The sequence below is a fragment of the Proteus mirabilis HI4320 genome (genome assembly GCF_000069965.1).
Taxonomy (GTDB): domain Bacteria; phylum Pseudomonadota; class Gammaproteobacteria; order Enterobacterales; family Enterobacteriaceae; genus Proteus; species Proteus mirabilis.
Map to the genome: position 1 here is coordinate 1,496,796 of NC_010554.1, position 25,578 is coordinate 1,522,373.

Annotated in this window: 20 protein-coding genes; 15 read left to right on the forward strand and 5 right to left on the reverse strand. The window is 39.0% G+C overall.

The window, feature by feature from the left end; all coding sequences use genetic code 11:
• Positions 1-145 precede the first annotated feature (145 nt).
• Positions 146-559, reverse strand: coding sequence for a hotdog fold thioesterase (locus PMI_RS06860; protein ID WP_012367983.1), 414 nt, complete (start codon positions 557-559; stop codon positions 146-148).
• Positions 556-3,612 carry a D-2-hydroxyglutarate dehydrogenase YdiJ gene (gene ydiJ, locus PMI_RS06865; RefSeq protein WP_012367984.1) on the reverse strand — a complete coding sequence of 1,019 codons (3,057 nt, stop codon included), beginning with the start codon at positions 3,610-3,612 and terminating at the stop codon, positions 556-558. Before ydiJ ends, PMI_RS06860 begins: the two co-directional genes overlap by 4 nt.
• Before the next feature lie 217 nt (positions 3,613-3,829).
• Between ydiJ and ydiK the strand changes: the two genes are divergently transcribed.
• Positions 3,830-4,942, forward strand: coding sequence for an AI-2E family transporter YdiK (gene ydiK, locus PMI_RS06870; RefSeq protein WP_004243171.1), 1,113 nt, complete (start codon positions 3,830-3,832; stop codon positions 4,940-4,942).
• Positions 4,943-5,395: 453 nt separating this feature from the next.
• Here the strand turns inward: ydiK and ppsA are convergent, their stop codons facing one another.
• Positions 5,396-7,771, reverse strand: a complete 2,376-nt coding sequence (ppsA, locus tag PMI_RS06875) for a phosphoenolpyruvate synthase (protein ID WP_004243172.1) — start codon at positions 7,769-7,771, stop codon at positions 5,396-5,398.
• Between the two features lie 218 nt (positions 7,772-7,989).
• On the opposite strand from ppsA, the gene ppsR reads away from it, so the two are divergent.
• The 9 genes from ppsR (at position 7,990) to PMI_RS06920 (ending at position 18,607) form a co-directional block, all read left to right on the forward strand.
• Positions 7,990-8,856, forward strand: coding sequence for a posphoenolpyruvate synthetase regulatory kinase/phosphorylase PpsR (gene ppsR / locus PMI_RS06880; RefSeq protein WP_012367985.1), 867 nt, complete (start codon positions 7,990-7,992; stop codon positions 8,854-8,856).
• Positions 8,857-8,976: 120 nt separating this feature from the next.
• On the forward strand, positions 8,977-10,026 hold the full coding sequence (locus tag PMI_RS06885; RefSeq protein ID WP_004243174.1) for a 3-deoxy-7-phosphoheptulonate synthase: 1,050 nt from the start codon (positions 8,977-8,979) through the stop codon (positions 10,024-10,026).
• 214 nt (positions 10,027-10,240) lie between these two features.
• Positions 10,241-10,465, forward strand: coding sequence for a hemin uptake protein HemP (hemP, locus tag PMI_RS06890; RefSeq protein WP_004243175.1), 225 nt, complete (start codon positions 10,241-10,243; stop codon positions 10,463-10,465).
• A gap of 74 nt (positions 10,466-10,539) precedes the next feature.
• Complete coding sequence (locus PMI_RS06895) at positions 10,540-12,774, forward strand: TonB-dependent receptor domain-containing protein (protein WP_012367987.1); 2,235 nt, start codon at positions 10,540-10,542, stop codon at positions 12,772-12,774.
• A gap of 79 nt (positions 12,775-12,853) precedes the next feature.
• Positions 12,854-14,896 carry a TonB-dependent hemoglobin/transferrin/lactoferrin family receptor gene (locus PMI_RS06900; protein ID WP_012367988.1) on the forward strand — a complete coding sequence of 681 codons (2,043 nt, stop codon included), beginning with the start codon at positions 12,854-12,856 and terminating at the stop codon, positions 14,894-14,896.
• 35 nt (positions 14,897-14,931) lie between these two features.
• The gene (locus tag PMI_RS06905; RefSeq protein ID WP_036907935.1) at positions 14,932-15,981 is read left to right on the forward strand and encodes a hemin-degrading factor; all 1,050 of its coding nucleotides are present in this window, start codon (positions 14,932-14,934) and stop codon (positions 15,979-15,981) included.
• Positions 15,982-15,996: 15 nt separating this feature from the next.
• The gene (locus tag PMI_RS06910) at positions 15,997-16,812 is read left to right on the forward strand and encodes a heme/hemin ABC transporter substrate-binding protein (RefSeq protein ID WP_004243179.1); all 816 of its coding nucleotides are present in this window, start codon (positions 15,997-15,999) and stop codon (positions 16,810-16,812) included.
• A complete protein-coding gene (locus PMI_RS06915) occupies positions 16,812-17,816 on the forward strand; it encodes a FecCD family ABC transporter permease (RefSeq protein WP_004248185.1) in 1,005 nt (334 codons plus the stop codon). The genes PMI_RS06910 and PMI_RS06915 overlap by 1 nt, the downstream gene beginning before the upstream one ends.
• A complete protein-coding gene (locus tag PMI_RS06920) occupies positions 17,813-18,607 on the forward strand; it encodes a heme ABC transporter ATP-binding protein (RefSeq protein WP_004243181.1) in 795 nt (264 codons plus the stop codon). Before PMI_RS06915 ends, PMI_RS06920 begins: the two co-directional genes overlap by 4 nt.
• A gap of 109 nt (positions 18,608-18,716) precedes the next feature.
• On the opposite strand, the gene PMI_RS06925 is transcribed toward PMI_RS06920, so the two are convergent.
• Complete coding sequence (locus PMI_RS06925) at positions 18,717-19,184, reverse strand: Lrp/AsnC family transcriptional regulator (protein ID WP_004243182.1); 468 nt, start codon at positions 19,182-19,184, stop codon at positions 18,717-18,719.
• A 160-nt stretch (positions 19,185-19,344) separates the two neighbouring features.
• Between PMI_RS06925 and PMI_RS06930 the strand changes: the two genes are divergently transcribed.
• Complete coding sequence (locus PMI_RS06930; RefSeq protein ID WP_012367990.1) at positions 19,345-19,956, forward strand: LysE family translocator; 612 nt, start codon at positions 19,345-19,347, stop codon at positions 19,954-19,956.
• An 82-nt stretch (positions 19,957-20,038) separates the two neighbouring features.
• Here the strand turns inward: PMI_RS06930 and PMI_RS06935 are convergent, their stop codons facing one another.
• Positions 20,039-21,454: an aminotransferase-like domain-containing protein gene (locus tag PMI_RS06935; protein WP_012367991.1), complete on the reverse strand. Its 1,416-nt coding sequence runs from the start codon at positions 21,452-21,454 to the stop codon at positions 20,039-20,041.
• Between the two features lie 148 nt (positions 21,455-21,602).
• Here PMI_RS06935 and PMI_RS06940 point away from each other — a divergent pair, with 148 nt between their 5' ends.
• The 4 genes from PMI_RS06940 (at position 21,603) to PMI_RS06950 (ending at position 25,224) form a co-directional block, all read left to right on the forward strand.
• The gene (locus tag PMI_RS06940; protein WP_012367992.1) at positions 21,603-22,937 is read left to right on the forward strand and encodes a cytochrome ubiquinol oxidase subunit I; all 1,335 of its coding nucleotides are present in this window, start codon (positions 21,603-21,605) and stop codon (positions 22,935-22,937) included.
• Complete coding sequence (cydB, locus tag PMI_RS06945; protein WP_012367993.1) at positions 22,927-23,934, forward strand: cytochrome d ubiquinol oxidase subunit II; 1,008 nt, start codon at positions 22,927-22,929, stop codon at positions 23,932-23,934. The genes PMI_RS06940 and cydB overlap by 11 nt, the downstream gene beginning before the upstream one ends.
• Positions 23,915-24,076: a DUF2474 domain-containing protein gene (locus tag PMI_RS18980; protein ID WP_004243187.1), complete on the forward strand. Its 162-nt coding sequence runs from the start codon at positions 23,915-23,917 to the stop codon at positions 24,074-24,076. Before cydB ends, PMI_RS18980 begins: the two co-directional genes overlap by 20 nt.
• Before the next feature lie 287 nt (positions 24,077-24,363).
• Positions 24,364-25,224, forward strand: a complete 861-nt coding sequence (locus PMI_RS06950) for a siderophore-interacting protein (protein WP_004243188.1) — start codon at positions 24,364-24,366, stop codon at positions 25,222-25,224.
• Positions 25,225-25,578 lie beyond the last annotated feature (354 nt).

Consider the following 25,578-nt stretch of genomic DNA (forward strand, 5'->3'; position numbering starts at 1 on the left):
CTTACTATTAATAATAATGAAGATAATAATTATCATTAAAATTTAAACTTAAATAAAGATAATTTTTTCACATGACCTCATTTCAATAAATAAAAAACGCCTAAAGTGAAATAATAACCTTAGGCGTCTATTATTAATTAACGAATTAAACAATAACCGCAGTTGTTAAACGTGAAATACAAACTTTACGGTCAGCGTCATCAAAAATTTCTATTGACCATACTTGATGTGTACGACCTAAATGAATAGGTTTACAGACACCTTTTACAACCCCTTCTTTTACTGCTCGCATATGGTTGGCATTGATTTCTAAACCCACCACTTTTTGTTCACCTTTTGTGCATAAATAGCCAGCAATTGACCCTAAGGTTTCAGCTAATACCACAGAGGCCCCACCATGTAATAAACCAAAAGGCTGTTTAGTACGCTGATCTACTGGCATGGTGCCTTCAAGATAGTCCTCACCCAGTGCGGTGAGTTCTATACCAAGGTGCCCCACCATATTATTTGGGCTAATATGATTAAGTTGTCCTAATGTTGTTTTTCGTTTCCATATCATTGCATAATCTCCAAAAGCGCCTGTAATGGATGTTTTAACTCAATATTATCAATACGTTTTACTTGGCTACGACAAGAATATCCGGTACTCAAGCAACGTGCTGTAGGGAGTGTTTTCAATGCATTTCCCCATGACAGTTGATAAATTCCCAATGAATTTTTATAGTTATTCACTTCATGCCCATAAGTGCCCGCCATACCACAGCACCCCGTAGTTACCACTTCAAGTGGTTGACCATAACGTTGGAATATCGCTTGCCACTGTTGCATACTTTGCGGTAATGCCGTTGACTCAGTACAATGACTAAAAAGATACCATTTTTCAGCATCTTCGCAGATCTCAATTGGCTCACTGACTAACTGATTTAGCCACTCATGAACCAGTTGAACCTTAAAGTTACCGCGTTTATCCCCTAATATCTCCCGATATTCATCGCGGTAGCAAAGAACTAAAGCGGGGTCGACTCCTACCATTGGAATGGACAACTGTGCAACTCGATTAAGCATCGTTGCTGTTTTTTGTGCAGTTTTACTAAATTGCTGTAAAAAGCCCTTAATATGCTGTGCTTTTCCGTTAGGTGAAAAAGGCAATAGCACAGGTTTAAAACCAATTTTTTCAATCAACTTAATAAAGTCAGCAACTACTTTAGCATCGTAATAACTGGTAAATGGATCTTGTACCACGATAACATAATGGCTTCGTTGCTTTTCTGATAACTGCTCTAACTCTTCCAAGGTCATCGTTAACGCGCTATGTCCAGCTAACTGCTGCTTTAATGTCGGAGATGACAATAGAGGCAGATCTACCATACCAATAGTACGTTTACTCAACGATTGCACCAATGGTTGCTTAATAAAGAAATTAAACAGACTTGGTACTTTTGCCATTAACGGTGTGGTGAGTTCGACATTTGCCACAATATGATCTTTTAGCGGACGTAGATAGCGTTGATGATATAACTGAGTAAATTTGGCTCTAAATGATGGCACGTCAATTTTAATCGGGCATTGTGTAGAGCACGCTTTACAGGCTAAACAACCATTCATTGCTATTTTAACCTCATGAGAGAAATCATATTCTCCACGTTTAGCTTTCCATGTATTGCGTGTTTTTTCAATCAGTCCCCGTAAGCTAGGTTTGTTATTTGTAAGACTTGTTTCTAACTGCTGAGGGCTTACTCCTTGCTCTGTAAGTAGACGTAACCACTCTCTGACTAATGTCGCTCTGCCTTTAGGTGAATGAATACGTTGTCCAGTTATTTTCATAGAAGGACACATTGGACTTTTAACATCAAAGTTAAAACATAATCCATTACCATTACACTCTAATGCACCGCGAAAATCTTCGCGAACCGATACAGGAATGGTGCGATCAAATGTGCCGCGTTTAATAGCATCGACCTGTTTCATTGGCGCCTCAACCTCGAGAGGAGGACATATTTTCCCTGGGTTAAGTCTATTTCGAGGATCGAACACCGTTTTTATTTGACGTAATTCGTGATAAAGGGTTTCGCCAAAGAATTCTGGACTATATTGCGCTCTAAAGCCTTTTCCATGCTCCCCCCATAGTAAGCCACCATATTTCGCCGTTAATGCAACAATTTCATCAGAAATGGTTTTCATGAGTTGTTCTTGTTGCGGATCACACATATCTAAAGCAGGTCTCACATGCAATACGCCAGCATCAACATGACCAAACATACCGTAATTGAGCTGATAACTATCAAGTAATGCCCTAAATTCAGTAATATAATCCGCTAAATGCTCTGGTGGCACACAAGTATCTTCAACAAAAGGAATGGGTTTAGCATGCCCTTTAGCATTACCTAATAGCCCTACTGCTTTTTTACGCATGGCATAAATACGGTTAATATCGGCGAGATTATCACATACCTGATAACCGATAACGCCCCCTTCGCCATTCTTCATCAGCTTATCTAAGCGCTGACATAAATCCTCCACTTGTGAGGCAATCAGTGTTTTATCATCACCGGCAAACTCAACAATATTTAGCCCTTGCATATCTTTATCGGGCACATCCGTAATCAATGCATTAACGGAATGCCAGACAATATCTTCTCGAGCAAGGTTTAATACTTTGGAGTCAACAGTTTCAACAGAAAGCGCCTTTGCTTTTACTAAAAACGGCGCGTTACGCAATGCGGAATCAAATGAGTCATACTTCACATTCACTAAACTGCGCTGCTTTGGAATGGGGGTAATATCGAGTGTTGCCTCGGTAATAAAGGCCAAAGTCCCTTCTGAGCCGGTTAGAATACGCGTAAGATCAAAATGCTTCATATCATCGCTAAACACATGGCGTAAATCATAGCCCGTTAAAAAGCGATTCAATTTAGGAAATTTTTCGAGAATAAGCTGACGTTGTGCTTTGCAACGGGATAATACCGTTTGATATATCCGACCAACAGCAGAATCTTCTTTCGCAATAGTTTCAGCTAAAGCGCTGTCCATCGCGCGAGTTTCAAGCAATTCTCCGCCTAGTAAAACGGCTCTGACGCCTAATACATGATCGGAGGTTTTGCCATATACCATAGAGCCTTGCCCTGAAGCATCGGTATTGATCATTCCCCCTAATGTCGCACGATTACTGGTAGACAGTTCTGGCGCAAAAAAGAAACCATAGGGTTTTAAAAACAGATTAAGTTCATCTTTTATCACACCGGCTTCTACCTTTACCCATCGCTGTTCTGGGTTTATCTCAATAATACGTTTCATATAACGAGATAAATCCACCACGATACCCTCGGTTAACGCTTGACCATTAGTGCCGGTTCCGCCACCTCTTGGTGTCAAAGAGAGGGAATGAAAACGAGGTTCATCCACTAAACGTGCTACAATAGTCACATCCGCTGTAGAACGAGGAAAAATAACCGCCTGTGGTAGCAACTGATAAATACTGTTATCTGTTGCCATAGTGAGTCTATCGGCATAAGTGCTCGATATATCACCTGTAAAACCATTTTGTCGGAGTGTATTTAAAAATTCGGTTGTGAGTTCACTGACTTGCGGTGCTTGCGATATACGTGGGATCATTTGTTATAGCTCTTTAATCTAATTTATCCACATTGCTTTATTAAAACTATCTCAATGTATGCCAAGAGGTGCAATAATTTGAATTTGCACTTTCAGACCGATACCTGTTCACCTTATCATACAATTCTGGCAAATTGCGTAGTGACATAAACAACATGATATTTGCCATGTTTATTCATCTGCTTTTAGCATTTTATTCGTGTAGGGATTTAAAATCATGGAAAAACCGCAGATCCATACAGATATACCCAAAATTTTATTCACCGTTCTTTTTATTTCTTTTTTTATTATCGGTAGTTTTTGGATCCTGAATCCTTTTATCGTTGGTTTTATTTGGGCTGGCATGATAGTGGTTGCCACTTGGCCTTTACTCATTATTTTAGAAAAACGAGTAAAATATCGCTGGCTATCAACCATGATCATGATGATTTTAATATTACTGATTTTCGTCATTCCGATTATTTTGTTAATTAGTAGTGTTATTGACAACAGTGCTCCATTGATTGAACTAGCAAAATCACCTTCAGATATTCAACCACCACAACTACTATGGTTAAAAGAGATCCCCATGGTTGGTAATACGCTCTATGAAACTTGGCACTCTATTCTCGTTTCTGGTGGTAATGCCTTAATGGCGAAGATCCAACCCTATATTGGACAAGCAGCAAATTGGTTCTTTGCACAAGCCTTAAATATTGGCCGTTTTGCGCTTCACTTAGTTGTCATGTTACTTTTTTCAGGATTACTCTTTTTACAAGGTGAAAATGTTGTTGCTTGGTTACGTCATTTTGCTGTGCGTCTTGCCGGACAACGGGGTGATGCAGCCATTTTATTAGCCTCCATGTCAATTCGCGCAGTGGCGCTGGGTGTGGTGTTAACTGCGCTGATCCAAGCCGTTATTGGTGGTATTGGCTTAGGTATTTCGGGTGTGCCTTATGCCACAGTATTAACGGTATTGATGTTTATTTGCTGCCTTGCGCAATTAGGACCTTTGTTCGTTCTGGTTCCTTCTATTCTATGGCTATTTTGGACCGGTGATACTACATGGGGTATCGTCATGATCATTTGGGGTGGGATTGTGGCGACGATGGATGGTGTACTACGTCCATTCCTCATCAAAATGGGAGCTGACCTACCTATGGTACTGATTTTGACCGGTGTTATCGGTGGTATTTTAACACTCGGTATGATTGGTCTGTTTATTGGCCCTGTTGTATTAGCCGTAGCACACAGTTTATTGAATGCGTGGATCAATGAAGTTCCTAAACCCGATCCAGATTTAACAGAAACTGTAGAATTTATGAATAAAAACTTTATAGAAAAAGAGTAAATAATATAAAAGCATGTAAGTATCAACACTTACATGCTTTATAAGTATTACTTAAAACTTTAATAAAGATTATCAATTTATGAGTATTTTATTATTTTTATATCTTGAAATTTACAATTTGAAACAATTCTTATTTTTTTAAACCTGTTTGCTACCAGCGAGTTATATTCACTTCTTAATATCCTAATATTTTTTTGATTGAGATAATTCTTAGAGAATAATTAACTCATTTCTCTTAATATAAATCTCATCGAAACGAATGTTTCATTTAATTAATGGTTTTGCCTATTTTATTAATAGATTAAAAGGCGAGACCAAAGTATATAAAATATTGCTGTGTGTAGTCTTTGCCTGTCAGCCCATGATAGGCTTTTTTTTTATCTATTATTTATAAATAGTATAAAAAAAGCTCACATTATTTTGTGAGCTTTTAATTATTCAATAATAATATAATTATTGTTGTGCTAATTTCACCCAGGTTTTAATAACGGTATCTGGGTTTAAAGATAAGCTATCAATACCCTCTTCCATTAACCATTGTGCAAAATCTTCATGGTCAGAAGGGCCCTGTCCGCAGATCCCGACATATTTACCTTGACGTTTCGCTGATTGAATTGCCATAGATAATAGCGCTTTTACCGCATCATTACGTTCATCAAACAGTGATGAGACGACACCAGAATCACGATCTAAGCCCAATGTTAACTGAGTCATATCATTAGAGCCGATAGAGAAACCATCAAAATGAGCCAAGAATTGATCGGCTAATAAAGCATTGGATGGAATTTCACACATCATAATCACTTTTAAGCCATTCTCACCACGTTTTAAACCATTACGTGCTAACTCATCTATCACTTCTTCTGCTTGGCGCACCGTACGTACAAATGGGATCATCACTTCCACGTTAGTTAATCCCATCTCATTACGCACACGTTTCACTGCTTCACACTCGAGTGCAAAACAACGACGGAAATCATCCGATACGTAACGACCCGCACCACGGAAACCTAACATAGGGTTTTCTTCATCAGGCTCATAGCGATCGCCACCGACTAAGTTTGCATACTCATTTGATTTAAAATCAGACAAGCGAACAATGACACGTTTTGGCCAGAATGCTGCAGCGAGTGTTGCGATACCTTCGGTTAATTTACCAATATAATATTCAACAGGTGATGCATAACCCGCCATCATTTCATCAATTTCAGCTTTTAGTGCATCTGTTTGATCTTCGTATTCGAGTAAAGCGCGAGGATGCACACCAATCATACGGTTGATAATAAACTCTAAACGCGCAAGGCCTACCCCATCATTTGGTAACCCAGCAAAGTCAAAGGCGCGATCAGGATTACCGACGTTCATCATGATTTTTAAGCCAAGTTCTGGCATGTTATCGATTGCGGAGCTTTGAATAGAAAAATCGAGTTTCCCATCATAAACAAATCCGGTATCCCCTTCAGCACAAGAGACGGTGACCACTTGCCCTTCGCTAATACACTCCGTCGCATCGCCACAACCTACCACTGCTGGAATACCTAATTCACGAGCAATAATTGCCGCATGACATGTTCTTCCACCACGATTAGTCACAATCGCAGAGGCTTTTTTCATGATAGGCTCCCAATCAGGATCTGTCATATCGGTGACCAACACATCACCCGCCTCTATTCTATCCATCTCACTTAAGTTATGGATAACCTTAACCGTACCACTACCAATACGATGACCAATTGCACGACCTTCTACAATCACAGTGCCTGTTTCATTTAACTGATAGCGTTCCATAACTTGTTGGTTAGAACGAACTGTTTCTGGACGCGCTTGAACAATATATAGACGACCATTATGACCATCTTTAGCCCACTCGATATCCATTGGACGTCCATAATGTTGTTCAATCAATACCGCTTGTTTTGCTAGCTCTTGCACTTCATCATCAGTTAAAGAGAAACGATTGCGCAATGCTTCTGGCGTATCTTCAATACGGACTTGTTTACCATGCTCAATGCTATCGGCATAAACCATTTGGATCTTTTTAGACCCTAGGTTACGGCGCACAATTGCCGGTAAACCTTTCGCCAAAGTTGGTTTATGAACATAGAATTCATCTGGGTTAACTGCCCCCTGAACCACCATTTCCCCTAAACCATAAGCAGAGGTAATAAAGACTACTTGATCAAAGCCTGATTCAGTATCAATAGTAAACATCACCCCTGATGAAGCTAAATCAGAGCGAACCATACGTTGGACACCTGCAGATAAAGCAACACCGCGGTGATCGTAGCCTTGGTGAACACGATAAGAAATTGCGCGATCATTAAACAGTGAAGCAAACACGTGTTTAATCGCAACTAAAATTGCATCGATACCTTGAACGTTTAAAAATGTCTCTTGTTGGCCGGCAAAAGAAGCATCAGGCATATCTTCAGCGGTTGCTGATGATCGTACTGCAAATGAGGCTTCAGATTCACCTTCACTTAAGGTCTGATAAGCATCACGAATATCTTTCTCAAACTGAGGGGTAAAAGGTGTATCAATCACCCATTGGCGAATTTGGTTACCCGCTTGTGCTAATTGATTAACATCATCAACATCAATACTATCGAGCAGCTCATAAATACGCTGATTAATACCACTTTGTTCCAGAAAATCATTAAACGCTTGCGCTGTGGTGGCAAATCCATTAGGAACAGACACACCCAGTTCCGCAAGATTAGTGATCATTTCACCGAGGGAAGCATTTTTCCCACCAACACGATCAACGTCATTCATACCCAATTGGTTATACCAAAGTACATTGCACGGGGTGAGGCTATTGCTGGACATTGAGAACAATCCTTTTTTAAACAAATGAGAGAGAGAAAAAAAAGAAAAACCCGCTGTCAAAACGACAACATAAATAAGCGTATCACAATGTTATGGAGAATATAGAAAGGTGAATCGATCAACCAGAAAACTTTATTTTTTTATCCTTTATAATCACTAAAAATACTATAGATAATATTGTCTGAATTGCTAATTCAGCTAAAAAAAAGGTGAGAGGAATGATATTAAGTTTGAATTCAATTAACTGTGATAATAATAAACTTGTTGATAGAACTGTTTTTTTTATCTCTGACGGCACCGCTATTACCGCAGAAGTCTTAGGCCATGCGGTACTCTCACAATTCCCATTAAAAATGAAAAGCTATACCTTACCTTTTGTATCTTCTGTAGAAAGAGCGGAAGAAATAAAAAATAAGATTAATGAAATTTATAAAAAAAGTGGCGCCAAGCCTCTGGTTTTCTACTCTATTATTAGTCCTGACGTAAAACGAATAATAAATAGTAGTGAAGGATTCTGTCAGGATATTGTGCAGTCATTAGTTCTCCCCTTAGAAAAAGAAATTGGCGTTCAAGCGCTACCTCAATTAAATAAAACGCACGGTTTAACAGAAAAAAATCTCAGCAAATATGATGCTCGAATTGCTGCTATTGAATACACTTTATCTCATGATGATGGGATCTCTTTACGCAATCTCGACCAAGCGCAAGTGATCTTAATCGGTGTCTCACGCTGCGGTAAAACCCCTACCAGTTTATATTTAGCGATGCAATTTGGCATTCAAGCGGCTAATTACCCTTTTACTGCTGATGATATGGATTTTTTAAAATTGCCTCCTGAATTAAAAGAGTATCAACATAAATTGTTTGGCTTAACCATTGCCCCAGAACGCCTTGCTGCTATCCGTAGCGAACGTCGTGAAAACAGTCGTTATGCATCTATTCGTCAATGTCGTATTGAATTAGCGGAAGTTGAAGCGCTATTTAGGAAAAATAACATTCCTTACCTAAATACGACAAACTACTCTGTTGAAGAAATTTCCACTAAGGTAATTGATTCTATGGGATTAGCCAGAAGAATGTTCTAGAGACAGTAAGTTATTTTTTATTTATTTTTCACCAATAACAGTGTTGAAATTAGCTGAATTTCGTTTATTGTGATCTTAATCACTGGGTAGACTTACCCTGTATTTTTATTGAGATAAATTATGTTAAAAACAGACGAATTACGGACAAAGGCTTTAGCCAGCCTAGTAACGCCGGAAACGTTAGCTAATGAGTTACCCATCTCACAAGAGATTATCAGTAATATCACTTCTGCCCGTCAACGCATTGAAGCTATTCTCACTGGTGAAGATAAACGACTATTAGTTATTATTGGCCCTTGCTCTATACATGATCCCAAGGCGGCTAAAGAGTACGCAACAAAACTAAATCAACAAAAAGCGCGTTTTCATGACCGTCTAGAAATCGTGATGAGAACCTATTTTGAAAAACCGCGTACCGTTATTGGTTGGAAAGGCCTTATTTCTGATCCTTTCCTTGATAACTCTTGTAATGTTAATGAAGGCATTCGTATTGCAAGGAAACTGCTAATTGAGATCAACGCATTAGGACTCCCCACAGCCACTGAATTTCTTGATATGGTCACGGGGCAATATATTGCAGATTTAATCAGCTGGGGAGCAATCGGGGCAAGAACAACAGAGAGTCAAGTTCACCGTGAAATGGCCTCCGCCCTCTCTTGCCCTGTGGGATTTAAAAATGGCACTGACGGTAATATACGCATTGCGATAGATGCCATTCGTGCCGCTCGTGCCAGTCACACCTTTTTATCACCTGATAAAACGGGACGTATGACAATTTACCAAACCAGTGGAAATCCCTACGGTCATATTATTATGCGTGGTGGTAAAAAGCCTAATTATCATGCCAGTGATGTAGCAGATGCTGTTGATGCACTGAAACAACTTGATTTACCTGAACACTTGGTCATCGATTTTAGCCATGGTAATTGTGAAAAAATTCATCGTCGCCAACTTGAAGTTGCACGCAATGTCGCTCAACAAATTACGGATGGTTCACAAGCTATTGTCGGTGTTATGGCAGAAAGCTTTTTACAAGAGGGATCACAGAAAGTCACAGCAGATAAGGTGCTGACCTATGGACAATCTATCACTGATCCTTGTCTCAGTTGGGAAGATACCGAACAATTACTGGAATTATTAGCTCAAGCGGTTGAAAGTCGATTTAAATAATATCGCCAAAAAGGAGAGTTTTACCTCTCCTTTTTAACTTACACAAAAAGTCGTTATCCATCTTCATTAAGATTAAGCTTTATCTTCTCCCACGCTAATCAACTGTATGATTTTTATTCTAACACCCTATTTTTGTTGTTCTTTTGTTACTAATCATCTTAAATTTAGACGTTTACGTTAAAAAAAGCTTGTCTAAAATATTCTGATAACGATAATGATTATCATAATCATAACCTCTATCAGTATTGCTATTGAAATGAATAAAAATGTTCATAATTTAAACGATTCATCGATAACACGTGAAACAAGCTCCCCAGTCATTCAATCTATAAATAGCATAGAATTACTGGGTAAATCGGGCGTGGTTTATATTCAACATAACGGAGAGTTGTATCAGTTACGCCAAACAAAAACAGGAAAACTTATCCTAACAAAATAATTATTTAATCCCTTTTCGCAAGCCACCTATTTTGCTAGGCAGCCAGCTAATTCACTCCATATACAAGGACTTTTATGGATATTAATGGTATGTCTATGCTGAAAAGAAATTTCAAATACTCCACATTAGCTACAGCAATTTGTCTGTTATACGCGCCGACTACTTTTGCTCATATTGAAAAAGTAGAGACAGATACATTGACTGTTATTGGGCAACAAGACAATCAAATAACGGATTTTCAATCTGTCGTCGATACCCGTTCAGCACAAGCTCAAACCGCATCTACCACGGGACAATTGTTAAAACAAATCCCGGGGATCACCGTATCAGGGACGGGGATCACCAATGGTGGCAATATTATGATGCGTGGTTACGATCAAAGAGGTGTCAAAATCTTTGTGGATGGTATTCATCAACCTATTGATAATACTATGAACAAGCTTGGTGGCCTTTTTATTGAACCTTCACTTATTTCGCGCGTTAAAGTCAAACATGGTGGCTCTTCGGTTAAACATGGAAGTGGCGCGCTAGGTGGCGTTGTTTCGTTCTCAACTCTCCATCCAAATGAGTTATTAGACGCCAATAAAAACCTTGGTGCTAAATTATTTAGCTCATTCTCTTCTGCGGATAAACATTTTTCTTATGGTGGTGTGATCGCAGGTAGACATCAGTTAGTGGAAGGGTTATTGGCTTATAGCCAAAGAGAGCGTGGCCCGATACGTATTGCTGATGACTCAATATTAAATAACCACGAACGTATCAAAAATTATTTTGCAAAAGCCTATGTTTACCCTACAGAGGAACAAACCGTTATTTTTTCTGCCCGTCAATATAATAATGCAGGAGAGCAAAGAGAAGTTTTAAATCGAATGGGAGGGTTTGGAAAAAGAGACAGTAATAATATGTATCGAGCCACCAAACAAAATGATATCTCACTCACCTATCATTTAAATCCAAATAATTATGATTGGCTCGATCTGAGCACTCAACTTTATTATTCTCAGTTTAAAATTGCGCATACGTTTCTGACGGATACACGCAAAGAAATATATCCAGACATAGAAAGTGTGCTAGGTAATTCTGAAAAACGTACCCAATATACCTATGGTATGAAAGTAGAAAACGCCTTTAATTTAAATTACTTTCAAGATAGGTTGACTCAATCTGTGATTATCGGCATTGATGCTGAAAAACAGAAGATGGTATCGAATAATAAGGCTAAAAATTTCCCTTTATCACATATGGATAATGCCTCAGGTTGGGTTCATAACACGTTCAATACCCCTCTATTACCCATTACTTTAATTGCGGGTCTTCGTTACAACTATTATCAAAATGTCCCTGATAACAGTAAAACTTTAGATTACTACAAAGACTTAAATAAAAAAGGAGACATGACCTCCGCCGACAAATATCAAGAAACATATCAAAATATTTCTAAAAATATTGCGTTACGTCTCACACTGACCAAATGGTTACAGATCTATTCTTCTTATTCTGTTGCCTTTAGGGCGCCGACTTTAAGCGAAATGTATAATGACTCAGTACATTTCACTATAATTTCCCCTTTTAATAAGAAAAGCTATGATGCTCGTTGGGTTCCAAATTCCACATTAGAACCAGAGACGAATAGAACATGGGAACATGGTATCAATTTACAAAAAAATGCGTTGATTTTTACCAATGACCAGATAAACATTAAAGCTTCATATTACAGCACTGAATCGATTGACCACATTACTTATCAACAGTGGTATCATAGTCGTAAGCCTATCCAATTAAAAAATAGTCATATTGCGTTATCTCCCATTAAAGATGCTCGTGAACCTTTATTATTTCAATCAGTTAACTTGCCTAAAGCGCTTATTCACGGCTTTGATTTAAGATTGCTATATTCTCATCCATACATCGCTATGGGGGTAAATTACAATCAAACTAAAACCTTGGAACTGTCGTCTCTAGAGACTATTTCAATGGTGCGCCCTGAAACATTAACCGCTTTTATAAATGTACCCATTATCAAAACACCATTTTCTGTTGCTTGGTCAGGAAAGTTTGCCGGTCCAACGGCCAAAAAAGGCACACATAAATACCCTGGTTCAGAGGAAGTGACTACTCGATTAAAAGAAGATCTTCAGCAATACCCTGGCTATGGTGTGCATAGTTTTGCAGTCAACTATCAATCCAATAATAAAGATATACAAGCCTCATTGGTACTCGATAATGCATTCAACAAAGTGTATTACTCAACGGTAGGTGTGCCTCAAGAAGCTAGAAATATCAAAATGTCTGTCAGTTATCGCTGGTAAACAATAAAAAGAGCAATGATTTTTATCATAACGGGCTGTTGAGTTTAGCAGCCCATTTTAATAACGGAGATCGACCTGTATGTCTCAATCATCGCGATGCATAAAGGTGAGTGTTTTAGTTGTTGCAACAGCGATTAGCAGTGCATTCGCTGAAAATAAAAATCAAATCTATGGAGAAAAAAATAGCGGGGAGAGAAACACACAAATAATAACGGTTTATGCAACAGGTAACGAGCGAGATAGCTTTACATTACCAATGATGTCGACCGTCATAAAAAATAACAGTGCTTTGACAGAAACGGCTGGAAGTGCCACGGAGTTGTTGCGTCATATACCGGGCATTTCAATATCAGGAGCTGGCCGCACAAACGGTGAAACTATCAGTATGCGTGGCTACAGTAGTAACGGTGTTTTGACACTAGTAGATGGCATACGCCAAGGTACTGATACAGGTCATATTGACAGTATTTTTGTCGATCCTCTACTCATTAAACAAGTTGAAGTGGTTCGTGGCCCTTCAGCACTTTTATATGGAAGCGGTGCCCTCGGTGGGGTTGTGGCATATGATACCGTTGATGCCAGCGACTTGCTTGCAAAAAATGAACATGGTGGTGTGCGTGTTACAGCCCTTGGTAATACGGCACAACAGAGTCAAGGATTTGGCATTACCGCTTTTGGTCAACAAGACAATTTCGATGGATTACTCGCCCTCTCCGCTCGTGATAAAGGTACAACTCGCTATGGAGGCGGTTATCGTGCGCAAAACGATGAAACAATCATTAACTTATTATCTAAAGGACGTTGGTTTATTGATGATAGCAATACGTTAAGTGGCCAATTACGCTATTATCATAACAACGCACAACAGCCTAAGGATCCACAACTCGCCAATAACCCAACACCGGCTAATGTAGCGACAAATCGTACTACAACACAAAAAGATGCACAGTTAACCTATCAATATCATCCTAGTGATATGTCATGGATTAACCTAAAAACACAAGCCTATTACAGCGAGGTAGATATTAATGCGAAAACACAACAAAAAGGATTTGAAGGTAGAGAGCAAAAAACCTATGGCATTAAAATTGAAAATCGCACTCAATTAGCCACCTACCCCTTTGCTGCTCACGCTTTAACTTATGGCGGTGAGATCTATAAGCAAAAGCAATCACCCAGTGCAAATGCCGAAAGCTTCCCTAAAGCAGATATTCGTTTTATGTCAGGCTGGTTACAAGATGAAATGACTTTACGTGATGTACCCATTTCATTCATCGTCGGTACAAGGTTTGATAAATATAGCAGTCAAAATGATCGTTATGATGACATCAGCGCTGATAAATGGTCATCAAAAGGAGCCGTTAGTATTACACCCACAGATTGGTTAATGCTTTATACCTCTTATGCTCAAGCTTTTAGAGCACCAACAATTGGCGAGATGTATAACGATGCTAAACATTTTGATGCCCCATTCCCCGGAGCACCAACCAATTACTGGCGCCCTAACCCTAATTTAAAGCCCGAAACCAATTCAACAACTGAATACGGGTTCGGTTTTCAATTCGACGACTTATTATCTAATAATGATAATCTGAAAATTAAAGCTGCCCATTTCAATACGCGTGCAAAAGATTATATTGATACAGATGTCGCTATTTTTCAGGGATATACACAATCGACGAATATTCCAAGAGCAACTATTTGGGGTTGGGATATCGAGATGAATTATCAATCGAAGTTCTTTAGTTGGGATTTGGCTTATAACCATACAAAAGGAAAAGATAATGCCAGTAATGCCTCTATTACCTCTATTGAGCCAGATACATTAACCAGTCGCCTCGATATTCCCGTACCCAATAGTGATTTTTCCGTAGGTTGGGTGGGACAATTTACTAAAAAAACAGATTTTACAAAACATGATCGCTTTAATCGCCCGACCAATCGCCAACAAGCGGGTTATGGTGTCAATGATTTCTACCTCCGTTATGAAGGTAGTGCTTCATTAACAGGGCTAACAACCTCACTGGTACTGGGTAATGCATTTGATAAAAAATACTACTCTTCTGCGGGTATTCCTCAAGAGGGGCGCAATGCAAAAGTACTGGTGAGTTATCAATGGTAATTAACAATAAAATAAACGAAACAATAGGAGTTTCCGTGACTAAACCTCTTTATGAGAGCTACCTGCAAGCAAAAAATGAAAAAAAAGCATCTTATGCGCGTGATTTAGCAACTTACCTTAATGTAAGTGAAGCTGAGCTTACTCACGCGCGTGTTGGGCACGATGCTAAACGCTTACATGGTGATGTTCGTGATATTTTAACCGCTCTCGCAACCGTAGGCGAAGTGAAAGCCATTACTCGTAATGAAATTGCGGTTCATGAACATCTTGGTGAATATACCAATGCTCGTTTTAACGATCATGCAGGATTGATCTTAAACCCTCGAGCCCTCGATTTACGCTTTTTCTTCTCTCATTGGGCAAGTATCTTTGCATTAACCGAAGAGACGGCTCGTGGCATTCGTCATAGTATTCAATTCTTTGATCTTCATGGTGATTCTCTCCATAAAGTGTATACCACTGATAATACTCATATGGACGCATGGAATACCTTAATCGATACTTATTTATCACCAGAAAATCCCGTATTAGAGATTACCCCCGCTAAATCTTTTACTGATGCACCGGTAACAACGGCATTAGCACAACAGTTAGAACAGCAATGGCGCTCGATGACTGACGTTCATCAATTCTTTAAAATCCTGCAAGAAAATAATCTCAGTCGCCAGCAAGCGTTCAAAGCGGTCAGTGATGATTTAGCTTATCAAGTAGATAATAGTGCCTTAAAAACATTATTAGCACTGGCGAAAGAAGTACAAAATGAAATTATGATTTTCGTGGGAAATCGAGGTTGTGTACAGATCTTTACCGGTAAAATTGATCGTTTAGTACCTCATCAATTTGAAAATAGTGAACAAGTATGGATTAACATTTTTAATCCTGCATTTACACTGCATTTAATTGAGAGCGAAATTGTGGAAAGCTGGATCACTCGTAAGCCAACCCAAGATGGTTTTGTCACAAGTCTTGAACTATTTGATAGCAAAGGTCAACAGATTGCTCAGCTCTATGGACAACGCACTGAGGGAACAAAAGAACAACAACAATGGCGTGAGCAACTCAACGCTCTTGCTAAAATAGCTTAATAGAAGGATAGCTCAATGAAAAAATGGCTTCTTTTGATCCTGTGTAGTTTGATGACATTCACCAGCCTCGCTAAACAACGTATTGTCACTATTGGTGGTGATATTACTGAAATTGTTTTTGCATTAGGTGCAGGCGATCAGGTCATTGCTAGAGATAGTACGAGTTTAGTACCAGAGCAAGTTAAATCATTACCCGATGTGGGTTATATGCGCATGCTCAATCCTGAAGGTATTCTTTCGGTTAAACCGACGCTGATTATTGCTAGCGAATTAGCTCGCCCTTCTTTTGCATTACGTCGTATCGAAAAAGCAGGTGTACCTGTTGAAACTATTACGGGTACACGTTCATTAGAAGCCATTAATGAAAAAATCGATGCCATTGCAACCCTCTTACAAAAAGAAACAGAGAGTCAGCAATTAAAAGAAAAGCTCACTCAATCTATTAATCAAATTGCCACGACGCCTATTGATAAAAAAATTATTTATATCATGAGCCATGGTGGTGTTGCCCCTATGGCTGCCGGTCAAAATACTGCTGCAGATACGATTATCACACTGGTAGGCGGAAAAAATGCTATGCAAGGTTTTAGTAGTTACCGCTTACTGTCACAAGAAGGGGTTATTGCCAGCCAGCCTGATATTTTGTTGGTCACTAAAGAGGGAATAAAAGGTATTGGAGGTATCGAAAAACTGTGGGACTTGCCCGGCATAAAGTACACCCCCGCAGGTAAAAATAAGCGCTATATCGTTGTTGATGATATGGGTTTATTAGGCTTTACCTTATCAACCCCCAAAGTTATGCAACAAATTCGTCAAGCATTGGAGCAATAATGTCTCGTTTTCGCTCACCGTGGATGAGTATTGCCATTTTACTCATCTTATTTACCATCATTACGCTTATTTCTGTTAATAGCGGCCCGCTAGCACTCTCATTTAGTACTTTATGGGATCGCTCTTTTGATGATATAGAGTGGCAAATTTGGCTTGATATTCGTTTACCTCGAGTACTATTAGCTATTCTCGTCGGTGGCGCTTTAGCCATATCAGGCACCATCATGCAAGGACTATTTAGAAACTCACTTGCCGATCCTGGATTACTAGGTATTAGCAGTGGTGCTGCGCTAATGGTCGCTATTGTGATTATTTTACCCTTCTCTTTTTTATCCGTATTTTCTTTCTACAGTCATATTATTGCCGCCTTTATTGGCGGCTTAATAGTGGCAATGATTATTTTTTCATTGCATCAATTAAGTGATGGTAACTTGGCAAGATTGCTCCTAGCGGGAATTGCCATTAATGCGCTTTGTATGTCTTTTATTGGTGTATTGAGCTATATCAGCACAGATCAGCAACTGCGCCAATTTTCACTATGGATGATGGGCTCTTTAAGTAAAATAGACTGGAACACCTTGGCGATTGCAACTCTCGTGATTATTCCCATTAGTGCATTAGCCTGTTGGCAAGGTCATAAACTTAACCTATTACAACTCGGTGATGAAGAAGCACATTATTTAGGGTTAAATGTAAGAAAAACAAAATTTATTTTACTACTACTCAGTGCCATTTTAATCGGTTGTGCCGTTGCATTAAGTGGTGTTATTGGGTTTGTTGGTCTTGTGGTGCCCCACCTTATTCGTATGCGATTAGGCAGTAACCATATTTGGTTATTACCGGCCACCCTATTAGGGGGAGCAATACTCTTATTAGCCGCAGATACCCTGTCAAGAACCTTGGTATCCCCTGCGGAAATTCCTGTAGGACTTATTACCGGACTTCTTGGTGGACCTTATTTTCTTTGGCTTATTTTACGACAACCAGCAGGACGCATGTCATGATGGAAAATCAACACACTCCATTATTATATGGCAATAACTTGAGCTATAAAATCGGCAATAAAACTATTCTTGAGGATGTTTCTATTGCACTTAATACCGGTGAGCTTGTCACAATCATTGGTCCGAATGGTGCTGGGAAATCATCATTATTACGTTTATTGACCGGCTATACTCCCCCGACACAAGGAGAATGTTTTTTTAAAGGGAAAACTTACTCACAGTGGAATAGTCAATTATTAGCGCAAAACCGTGCTGTTATGCGACAAAACAGCCAGCTATCATTCTCTTTTTCTGTAGAAGAAGTCGTCGCTATGGGAAGAGCGCCACATGGGCAAAAACATAAACAAATCGCAATAGAAACCGCGCTATTACAAACCAATTGTTTAAAGCTTAAAACAAGAGATTACCGTCAATTATCAGGTGGAGAGCAACAAAGAGTGCAACTTGCTAGAGTGCTTGCTCAACTTTGGCAACCGACACCTGAGAATGTTGCGCTATTTCTTGATGAACCCACATCGGCACTTGACCTCTACCACCAGCAACAAAGTTTGCGTTTATTAAAGCAACTGGTCAAAACGCAAAATTTGATGGTGTGTTGTGTTCTGCACGATCTCAACCTCGCCTCCCTTTATGCTGATCGTATTTTATTACTGCATCAGGGAAAATTAGTTTGCGAAGGTACACCTCAAGATGTACTCACCGCTGAGAATATTGAAAAATGGTATGGCGCCGAGGTCAGTGTTAATACTCATCCTGAGTTATCTCAACCTCAAGTTTTTTTACGCCCATAAATAATAAAAGAGAAAGGACTGAGTCCTGTTGAATGCAGAGCTCAGTCCTTAAAAGACGCTTAATAACATAATTTCTATTGGATGATTATTACCTTCACCAAATAGAGTATTACTGCAATGGTAAAGCAAAACTCACTTTTACCGTCTCCATGGGTACTTCTGTTTTTATGCTTTGAATGCTAGGAATTTGTGTTAAATAATCAGCGTGAAAACGGCGATAAGTGGCGAGATCTTTTGTCACAATGCGAATAAGTGCATCACATTCTCCCGCCATTAGATGGCATTCAACCACTTCGGGTAATACTTTTATCGCCTTTACAAATTCTTCAATAGTTTCAGCATCTTGTGCTCTGAACCAAATTCGCGCAAATAAAGATAATCCTGCATCAACTTTACTACCATCTAATACGGCAACATAACGCGTGATCACACCTGACTCTTCAAGTAAACGTACACGACGTAAACAAGGAGATGGTGAGAGTCCCACTTCTTTTGCCAGTTCGATGTTTTGAATTTTGCCATCGCGCTGTAACACTTGCAAAATATGCTTGTCTATCTTATCCAATTTTATTGACATCAAAGATTAACCTTAGTTCTATTTGTGGAATTTTATTGCCAATTAATTATTTTTGTTAGCAACAAAGCAACCCGATTTTTACGAAAATATCATATAATTTTTCAGCTAAATTGCACAGCAAAAACGATATTTTCTTCAATTGCTCAATCAGGTGAAAAAGATGGAATTTAACACTTTGTTATTCTTTGCCCTTACAGTACTGCCTTTAATTTGCACACCTGGCCCCGATATTCTTTTTATCTCCTCACAAGGATTAGCGGGAGGAATAAAATCAGCGTGGTTTGCCAATATCGGTGTCATTTCAGGTTATATCACACATGCTATTCTTAGTGCTTTGGGTCTTGCAACGATAATGGCAACCTATCCCATTTTCTTTTATCTACTAAAGTGGCTAGGTGTGATTTATATTACCTACTTAGCAATCAAAATGCTGATATCTGCCTGCCAAAAAGGCCAACTCACACTACATGCAGATAAAAAAACACATCTCTTTCGCAAGGGCTTTTTAACGAGTTTTCTTAATCCGAAAGGCTTACTCGTCTATCTGGCTATTTTACCAAATTTTATCAATAACCAGAATGATATCGCTATGCAATCTCTGCTTTTATCTGGGATATTTATCACTATTTGTCTATTTATCTATGGCTTTTTAGGTACGATTTTCGCTTATATTGGTTTAAAAGGCGGATTAAGTGATAAAGGACGCCGTTATAATGATGGCATTGCCGGCAGTTTACTTACCTTTGCAGCCGTTAATTTAGCCCTTAATTAGAGGGCTAGCATCACTTTATAGTGATATTTGCTCAATGCCGTGCAATATGACCATTTAACTGATGAATACGTACGCTAATGTTCTATTTACGACGTAATTTTCGACACCCTTCACCAATAATTTGCATTCCTTTTTCAGTCTGACCATTCCATTGAAAAGAAGAGTTTAAACGAAAAGCATGATTAAACTGTGAACTGGTCGAAAACATAGCACCTGGTGCAATACTCACCCCTCTTTCGAGAGCAAAATGGTACAATGAATTAGCATCAAAGCTTGGCTCGAATTCTAACCATAGGAAATAGCCTCCGACAGGAATATTCACTTTAACATCTTTAGGTAAATGCGTTTGTATGGCCTGTAACATACGATAACGTCTCTGCTCTAATAATAATCTTAAGCGACGTAGGTGCCCGTCATACCCCCCTTGTGATAAATAGTCAGCGATAGCTTGTTGTGTTGGCATACTCGCTGATACAGTACTCATCATTTGTAACTGCTGTATTTTAGTCGCATGTTTTCCGGCTGCGACCCACCCGACTCGAAATCCTGGCGCTAAACATTTAGAAAAAGAAGCGCAGTGCAATACGCTATTGGATTTATCAAAGCCTTTCACAGGCATTGGCGCTTTTGGACTATTATACAGTTCACCATAGACATCATCTTCAATTAAGGTTATCTGTTTTGCCGCTAAAATTTCTACTAGTCTGATTTTATTTTCATCAGGCATAGTGCCACCTAATGGATTTTGGCAATGACTCATCAACCAACACGCTTTAATGTCGTATTGTTCTACCACCTTCTCTAACTCATCTAAACAAATGCCTGTCACCGGATCGGTTTTGATGGCAATCGCTTTTAATCGTAAACGCTCTATCGCCTGTAATGCGCCATAAAAAGCAGGAGATTCTATGACAACCCAATCTCCTGGCTCAGTAACAGCTTGTAAACTAAAACTTAATGATTCCATCGCACCTGCGGTGATCACAATATCGTCAGGCGATACATGAATACCTTGCAGTGCATAGCGTTGGGCTATATTACGACGTAGTTTTTCATTACCAGGAGGTAAATTAATCACTGAACTTTGAGGGGCTAAATGTCTAGCGGCAGAGGCTAATGCTCGGCTTAATTTAGGTTGAATGAATAAACTGGGATCTGGAAAGGCGGAACCGAACGGAATGATATTGGGATCTTTACAGGCTTGAAGAACATTGAATATAGAGGCGCTTATCTCAACATTTTCACTCATATGTAGCCCTTTGCTGGCAGTTACTTGAGCAAAACCTGTATTGCGATGTGCAACATAATAACCTGATTGCGGACGAGCGGTGATCCACCCTTGACTTTCTAACAGTTGATAAGATTGTAAAACGGTCATTAAACTTAAACCTGATTGTTTAACCGTATCCCGTAATGAGGGTAAACGATCACCTGATTGCCAAATATTATCTTCAATTTGTTGGCGTATCTGTGCCGCAAGCTGTTCATATCGAGTCATATTTACCTATTCACCCTCAAACTGTTATAGTCGTTTTTAAACTTATTGTCACTATTATAGTTTACTGTCATATGGTCTACTTATCCACACGATTTACCTGCTATTTACAGATCAGCGCGATTTGTATATCAAAATAATGAGGTTGTTTATGTTTGGGTTAAGTGCCTTTGATTTGGCGCGTATCCAATTTGCGTTTACCGTTTCTTTCCATATTATCTTCCCCGCAATTACTATAGGGCTAGCCAGCTTCTTAGCTGTCTTGGAAGGCTTATGGCTAAAAACTCGCAATAAGGATTATTTAGCGCTATTCCATTTTTGGTCAAAAATATTCGCTGTTAACTTTGCTATGGGCGTCGTCTCTGGTCTCGTTATGGCATATCAGTTCGGTACTAATTGGAGCTTTTTCTCCGATTTTGCCGGCTCTATCACCGGCCCTTTATTGACTTATGAAGTACTTACAGCATTCTTCTTAGAAGCTGGATTTCTAGGTGTGATGTTATTTGGCTGGAACAAAGTAGGTGAAAAATTACACTTTTTCGCCACTTGCATGGTGGCATTGGGTACATTAATGTCAACATTTTGGATTTTAGCCTCCAACAGTTGGATGCAAACACCACAGGGATTCGAAATCGTCAACAATCAAGTAGTTCCCGTTGATTGGCTAGCGGTTATTTTTAATCCTTCCTTCCCTTATCGTCTTGCTCATATGGGCGTTGCTGCATTTCTTGCTTCGGCATTCTTTATTGCCGCCTCGGCTTCATGGCATTTATTAAAAGGCAACAAGACCTCTGCAATGAAGAAGATGCTCTCGATGTCTATATGGATTATCTTAATCTTAGCGCCTATTCAAGCACTTATTGGTGATATGCATGGTTTAAATACGTTAAAACATCAACCCGCCAAAATTGCCGCGATTGAAGGGCATTGGCAAAATAATCCTGGTGAGGCTACACCGTTAATTCTATTTGGTATACCGGATATGGATGAAGAAAAAACCAAATATGCCCTTCAAATTCCTTATTTAGGTAGCCTGATATTAACTCATAGTTTAGATAAACAAGTACCAGCACTAAAAGAATTTCCTAAAGATGATAGGCCAAATTCACTGATTGTTTTTTGGTCATTTCGTATTATGGTCGGCCTTGGCATGCTGATGATTTTAGTGGGTGTATGGGGCACATGGTTACGTTATAAGAAAAAATTATATCAATCTAACCTCTTCTTGCGATTCACTTTTCTAATGGCTCCTTCAGGATTAATTGCCATTTTAGCGGGTTGGTTTACTACAGAAGTAGGTCGACAACCTTGGGTTGTGTATGGGATACAACGAACACGTGATGCGGTATCTGCTCATGGTGAAATGCATATGAGCATTAGCCTACTGATTTTCTTTATCGTTTATGGATCTGTATTCGGAATTGGATATGCCTATATGTTAAAACTTATCCGCAAAGGTGCGCCGGAGGTTCAAGATGGGAATTGATTTACCCGTTATTTGGTTCATCATCATCGTATTTAGCACATTAATGTATATTGTGATGGATGGCTTCGATCTCGGCATTGGCATGCTCTATCCTTTTATAAAAGAGAGAGAAGATCGCGATTTAATGATGAATACTGTCGCCCCAGTATGGGATGGCAATGAAACATGGCTAGTTTTAGGTGGTGCGGCGCTATTTGGTGCGTTTCCTTTAGCGTATTCAGTGATCCTTGATGCTTTAGCCATGCCTTTAACTATCATGCTAGTTGCGCTTATTTTCAGGGGCGTTGCTTTTGAATTTCGCTTTAAAGCCGATGACACTCATAAAGTTTTTTGGGATAACGCCTTTATTGTCGGCTCTCTATTAACCACCTTTATGCAAGGTATAGTCGTCGGTAGTATTGTTCAAGGTTTACCCATTATTGACCGTACTTTTGCAGGAAGCTATTTTGATTGGCTATCACCCTTTGCCCTGTTTTGTGGCTTTGGTCTAGTCATTGCCTACTCACTGTTAGGGTGTGGCTGGCTCATTATGAAAACTCAAGGCCATTTACAACAGAGTTTGTATAAAGTGATCTTGCCATTAACGTTCGTTATGCTAGCAGTGATAGCCATAGTCAGTTTATGGACACCATTAGCACAACCGGCGATTGCTGAACGTTGGTTTTCACTACCCAATATTTTCTTTTTCTTACCTGTACCACTGCTAGTGTTATATAGCGCTTGGTTGATTATTCGCGCAGTAAAGAAAAAAGGTCATTACTTACCTTTCTTTGCTTCTCTAGCGATTATATTTCTTGGTTTTACTGGGCTAGGGATTAGTATCTGGCCAAATATTATACCGCCGGCAATTAGTTTTATCGATGCATCAGCACCACCGGAAAGCCAAGGTTTTATGCTCGTTGGTGCGCTATTTATCATTCCCATTATTCTCGTTTATACATTCTGGAGTTATTACGTATTCAGAGGAAAAACCAATTATGAAGAAGGCTATCACTGATCCGAACCCTGAAACAAAACCCTCATTACTGAAAAAATGGGGTTGGTTAATTACCATTTGGTTTTGTAGTGTTTTAGCGCTATTTGCCGTTTCTTCGCTATTTCGTTTTTTAATGACGGCAGCGGGAATGAAAGTAAAGTAAAAAATCAATCAGGTAATATAAAAATAAAGCGGGATAAATTCCCGCTTTATTTTAGTTAAAAAAATTCCTCTTTTTAACTCGCGTTACTGTTAGTGACTCTCCCCTCATAAAAATACAAGCGCTTTAATTTGTTGATTTTTATTTTCTTTATTTACATCTTATTTGAACTACATCACGCTTCGACAAGTCAATCTTATTCATGGCTTTACTAAATTAGTGTTAATAGTGATAATGACTATCATTATTGATTGTAAATGATAATATATAACAAGTAATAAATAGCTTAGATGGGTTGGATAAACGTGAGTAATCAAGACAGCACGCAACAAAAGAATATTTATCGTCCTGCACCACCTCGTTTGGTGCAAGTAAAACGTATAGTAGATATCACGCCGGGCATGCGCTCTATTACCTTTACTAGCGATGACTTGGACAATTATCCAAGTCACACAGGGGGTGCCCATTTAAAAATATTTTTACCTGTAGAAGGCCAAACTAAACCAACAATTCCAACACTCACTGACAAAGGCCCTAGTTGGCCCGAAAACCAACCAAGAGCGATAGTACGAACTTACAGTGTGCGAGCTATTCGTCCTGAATTAAAAGAGCTTGATATTGAATTTGCGGTTCATGAAGATGCAGGGCCGGCCATTAATTTTGCTTTAAATGCCAAGGTAGGTGATTATATTGGCATTACTAATCCTGGAGGCCCTGATCCCCTATTGGCTCCCGCCTCTCATTACTATATGGCAGCCGATCCCAGCTCATTACCCGCTTTAATGGCATTAATTGAAACAATGTCACCCGATGTACAGGGTAAAGCGGTGATCCGCATAGAAAATGAATCCGATCGCCAAATCATTGATGCTCCTCAGGGGCTAGAAATTGTTTGGCTAGTCGGCTCTGTTGAAACACAAACTCAACCTCTGATTGATGAATTTATCTCTTGGTCGTTACCAAAGGAAGATGTGGCATTTTGGATCGCCGGAGAAGATAAAATTATCCGTGCACTAAGACGTTATATTCGTCGTGATAAAGGCTATGAGCGCGGACAGATTTATGCTATCCCTTATTGGCGTTTTGGCTTTAATGAAGAAGGTTATCATGCAGAGCGTCATCATGTTATGGATAATGAAGATGTAAGCTAAGCGTATTTTAGATAAAACGAGTTGGCTGTACCGGCAGCATATTAAGACCCTCATTTAATATGCTGCCTTTTTATAGGAATGATAATAGCGAAGAAATCTTTAATATTTAACTTATATAAACAATAATTCACCTAACACAACTCCTGACAAAACAAACAAAAAAACTATCAACTCATCAAAATTAAATAAATAACAGAAATAAAACCCAATTTACACAGTCAATTTAAACAAAAAAATATAAACCATTAAGCCAATCAAAAGTTTTCACTAAAATAATATTTAATTATTATTGAAACAGAACAGTAATTTAATTATTATACCGCAGCTTGACGTTACTCTTTATTAGCTAAAAAT

Bases quoted from the DNA above. Each gene is read 5' to 3' on its own strand.
- PMI_RS06900 (WP_012367988.1), top strand. From the start codon at position 12,854: ATGTCTCAATCATCGCGATGCATAAAGGTGAGTGTTTTAGTTGTTGCA.
- ydiJ (WP_012367984.1), bottom strand. From the start codon at position 3,612: ATGATCCCACGTATATCGCAAGCACCGCAAGTCAGTGAACTCACAACC.
- PMI_RS06950 (WP_004243188.1), top strand. From the start codon at position 24,364: ATGGGTTGGATAAACGTGAGTAATCAAGACAGCACGCAACAAAAGAAT.
- cydB (WP_012367993.1), top strand. From the start codon at position 22,927: ATGGGAATTGATTTACCCGTTATTTGGTTCATCATCATCGTATTTAGC.
- PMI_RS06935 (WP_012367991.1), bottom strand. From the start codon at position 21,454: ATGACTCGATATGAACAGCTTGCGGCACAGATACGCCAACAAATTGAA.
- PMI_RS06860 (WP_012367983.1), bottom strand. From the start codon at position 559: ATGATATGGAAACGAAAAACAACATTAGGACAACTTAATCATATTAGC.
- PMI_RS06920 (WP_004243181.1), top strand. From the start codon at position 17,813: ATGATGGAAAATCAACACACTCCATTATTATATGGCAATAACTTGAGC.
- PMI_RS06910 (WP_004243179.1), top strand. From the start codon at position 15,997: ATGAAAAAATGGCTTCTTTTGATCCTGTGTAGTTTGATGACATTCACC.
- PMI_RS06925 (WP_004243182.1), bottom strand. From the start codon at position 19,184: ATGTCAATAAAATTGGATAAGATAGACAAGCATATTTTGCAAGTGTTA.
- ydiK (WP_004243171.1), top strand. From the start codon at position 3,830: ATGGAAAAACCGCAGATCCATACAGATATACCCAAAATTTTATTCACC.
- PMI_RS06885 (WP_004243174.1), top strand. From the start codon at position 8,977: ATGTTAAAAACAGACGAATTACGGACAAAGGCTTTAGCCAGCCTAGTA.
- ppsA (WP_004243172.1), bottom strand. From the start codon at position 7,771: ATGTCCAGCAATAGCCTCACCCCGTGCAATGTACTTTGGTATAACCAA.
- PMI_RS18980 (WP_004243187.1), top strand. From the start codon at position 23,915: ATGAAGAAGGCTATCACTGATCCGAACCCTGAAACAAAACCCTCATTA.
- PMI_RS06940 (WP_012367992.1), top strand. From the start codon at position 21,603: ATGTTTGGGTTAAGTGCCTTTGATTTGGCGCGTATCCAATTTGCGTTT.
- ppsR (WP_012367985.1), top strand. From the start codon at position 7,990: ATGATATTAAGTTTGAATTCAATTAACTGTGATAATAATAAACTTGTT.
- hemP (WP_004243175.1), top strand. From the start codon at position 10,241: ATGATTATCATAATCATAACCTCTATCAGTATTGCTATTGAAATGAAT.
- PMI_RS06930 (WP_012367990.1), top strand. From the start codon at position 19,345: ATGGAATTTAACACTTTGTTATTCTTTGCCCTTACAGTACTGCCTTTA.
- PMI_RS06915 (WP_004248185.1), top strand. From the start codon at position 16,812: ATGTCTCGTTTTCGCTCACCGTGGATGAGTATTGCCATTTTACTCATC.
- PMI_RS06895 (WP_012367987.1), top strand. From the start codon at position 10,540: ATGGATATTAATGGTATGTCTATGCTGAAAAGAAATTTCAAATACTCC.